The 3,371-nt window shown below is 63.1% G+C and carries 2 protein-coding genes; one reads left to right on the top strand and one right to left on the bottom strand.

What is annotated here, in order from left to right; all coding sequences use genetic code 11:
* Window positions 1-915 (bottom strand): SDR family NAD(P)-dependent oxidoreductase (locus tag LQV45_RS21905; protein WP_230008803.1); only part of this gene is annotated, 915 nt, incomplete at its 3' end.
* A gap of 382 nt (window positions 916-1,297) precedes the next feature.
* Between LQV45_RS21905 and LQV45_RS21900 the strand changes: the two genes are divergently transcribed.
* On the top strand, window positions 1,298-3,371 hold a 2,074-nt coding region (locus tag LQV45_RS21900; protein ID WP_230008802.1), incomplete at its 3' end, for an FdhF/YdeP family oxidoreductase.

Here is a 3,371-nt window from a genome sequence, read left to right as displayed (position 1 = left end):
CGGATGAGGCGTGGCGTAGTGGGTTTCGCGCATGTCGAAAAGTTCCTCGGACATCTTTTCGCCGGGACGCAGGCCGGTGTACTCAACTGCAGGCATCGGGCAGTCAACCATTTCGACGTACCGGCGCAGCAGCGACTCGATCCGCACAGGGGCGCCCATGTCCAGCACGTACGTTTCCCCGCCGGAACCGAGGCAAGCGGCTTCGATCACCAGGCCGGCTGCTTCGGGGATGGTCATGAAGTAGCGTGCGACACCGGGATCGGTGATCCGGATCGGCTGTCCCCTCTCAATCTGAGTCATCAGCGTGGGCAGGAAGGAGCCTCGGCTGCCAAGAACATTTCCAAACCGGACACTTGCCAGTTTGGTCTCTGAGGTGCCGGCATACTTGCCGGCCACGTGCTCGGCGAGCCTCTTGGACCATCCCAATGCCGATGTCGGATTGGCCGCCTTGTCTGTGCTGATGTTGACAACCCTGCTGACACCTGCAGCAATTGCTGCTCGGACTACGGACTGGGTTCCAAAGACGTTGGTCTTGACTGCTGCCTCAGGTGCCCGCTCGAGAAGCGGCAGGTGCTTGTGGGCTGCGGCATGAAAGACGACATCCGGGTGGACCTCCTGCATGATGCGCCGCATGAGCTGTTCGTCCCGGATGTCGGCCAGCCGGTACACGTCGTCGTCCAGCAGCGCCAGGCCTTCCAGATCCATTTGCAGGTTATAAAGGGCGAACTCGTCGTCGTCGATGCAGAAGACCTTGCCAGCTTCCAGCGTATGCATCTGGCGCACGATCTCTGAGCCGATGGAACCCCCGGCGCCCGTCACGAGGATGGTTCTGCCTTGGATCAAAGCTTTCGCAGCAGACCCGTAAACGTGCATCGACTCTCTGCCAAGTAGTCGGTCGGCCCAAATCTTTTCCATCGCACTGCCCCCATGTTCACAAAATTGTTCGGCTTCTTATTGAGCAAATTCATCGCAGGACAGATCTCTTCGGCTCCGCCAGGAGGCGGCCGAACGCAAATGAATAACCCGCATGCCGCAGGGCCGTGACCCTGGAATCCGTTGGTTTTCCCCCACTGAGACCTTCCACCCCAACAACACACGGCTTCTTTCTCGGCAACACGAGTAGCTGGTACCTGTAAATGAGCGTGAGCGCTACTTGGTAAGGAGGACTTGCCTACGGGCACCGGCCGGTCAATTGCTTGCGGCGCTCCGATCAAGCTGATAGGCCTGACGGTAAGGTGCAGAGTGGCAGATCAGCACGCCGCCCCATCCGGGTGGTGGTTGCAGAAGGGAAGTTCACGTGACTCGCAAGACTCCTCACATCGAGGAACCGTCCGAAAAGGATCTCGTCGTCGGAGACGGGCCGAAAAGCTGGGCCGCCGGCGTCCCGGGCGTGTACCACTCCATGAAGCCAGCCATCGAACAGATGGGGCTGAACCGGACCCGCAAGACCGTCATGGCGATGAACCAGAAGGACGGCTTCGACTGTCCGAGCTGCGCGTGGCCGGATCCCCACCACCGCAAGGCATTCGAGTTCTGCGAGAACGGGGCCAAGGCGGTCACCTGGGAAGCGACCCCGGTGGTGGTTCCCGAAACTTTCTGGGCCGAGAATGCCGTCAGCGACCTGCGCAGCCAGACCGAGTACTGGCTTGGCATGCAGGGCCGCCTGACCGAACCGGTGTACAAGGCCGCCGGCGAGGACCACTACAAGGCGGTCAGCTGGGACGAGGCGCTCCGGCTCGTGGCCGGCAAGCTCAAGGGTCTGGACTCCCCCGACCAGGCGGCGTTTTATACGAGCGGCCGGACCTCGAACGAGGCTGCCTTCCTCTACCAGCTCATGGTCCGCGGCTACGGCACCAACAACCTGCCGGACTGCTCCAATATGTGCCACGAATCCTCCGGCTGGGCCATGGGCCAGACCATCGGCATCGGCAAGGCGACGGTCAGCTTCGACGACTACGCCAAAGCCGACCTGATCATCATCATGGGCCAGAACCCCGGCACCAACCACCCCCGGATGATGACCGAACTCGAGGCGTGCACGCGCAACGGCGGTGAGATCGTGGCCGTCAACCCCCTCCCCGAAGCGGGCCTGCGCCGGTACAAGAACCCGCAGCAGGTCAACGGGGTCGTCGGTCACGGCGTCCAGATCGCGGACCAGTTCCTCCAGATCCGGATCGGCGGGGACATGGCGCTGCTGCAGGCCGTGTCCAAGCGCGTGCTCGACGCCGAGGCCAAGAACCCCGGGACGGTCCTGGACCACGCCTTCCTGGCCGAACACTGCGAGGGGCTCGAGGAGCTCAAGGAACACCTCGCCGGGCTGGATGAAGGCACAGTGCTTGAGGCCACGGGCCTGCGCAGCGAGGACATCGATGAGCTGGCCGCCCGCTACCTCAAGGCCGAGAAAGTCATCATCACCTGGGCCATGGGCATCACGCAGCAGAAGAAGGGTGTTGCCACCATCAAGGAGATCATCAACCTCCTGCTGCTGCGCGGCAATATCGGCAAGCCAGGCGCCGGCGCCTCCCCCATCCGCGGGCACAGCAATGTGCAGGGCGACCGGACCATGGGCATCTGGGAGCAAATGCCGCAGTCCTTCATGGAGGCCCTCGGCGAGGAGTTCGACTTCGAGCCGCCCCGCGAACACGGCGCGGACGCCGTCGAGACCATCAACAAGATGCGCGCGGGCGAGATCAAGGTATTCGTCGCCCTGGGCGGCAACCTGGTGGGTGCCATCTCGGACACGAACGCCGCCGAGGCTGCCATGCAAAACACGGAGATGACGGTCCAGATCTCGACCAAGCTGAACCGCTCGCACACTGTGACGGGCCGCGAGGCCCTGATCCTCCCCACGATGGGCCGGACCGAGATCGATATCCAGGAATCCGGTCCCCAGTTCGTGTCGGTGGAGGACACCGTCTGCGCCGTGCACCCGTCCTGGGGCAGCGTCGAGCCGGTGTCCCACCACCTGCTCTCGGAGCCGGCCATCGTGAGCCGGCTGGGCAAACTCCTGGTGGGCGACAAGATCAGGGCCGACTGGGACGGCTATGAGAAGAACTACGACCTCATCCGGGACCATATTTCGCGCGTGGTGGGCGGCTGCAAGGACTACAACCAGCGGATCCGGCAGGAAGGCGGGTTTGTCCTCGCCCACGGTCCCCGCGACTCCCGCACTTTCCCCACGCCCACCGGCAAGGCCGTGCTGACCGCCAACGATCTTGAACTTGTCGAACGGCCGGAGGGAACCCTGATCCTGCAGAGCATGCGCTCCCACGACCAGTTCAACACCACCATCTACTCGCACAACGACCGCTACCGTGGCATCAAGAAGGGCCGCCATGTGGTGTTCGTGAACCCTGACGACATCGCCGAAC

The sequence above is a fragment of the Microbacterium sp. Bi128 genome, from assembly GCF_918698205.1.
This window is presented reverse-complemented; position numbering and strand designations above follow the sequence as displayed.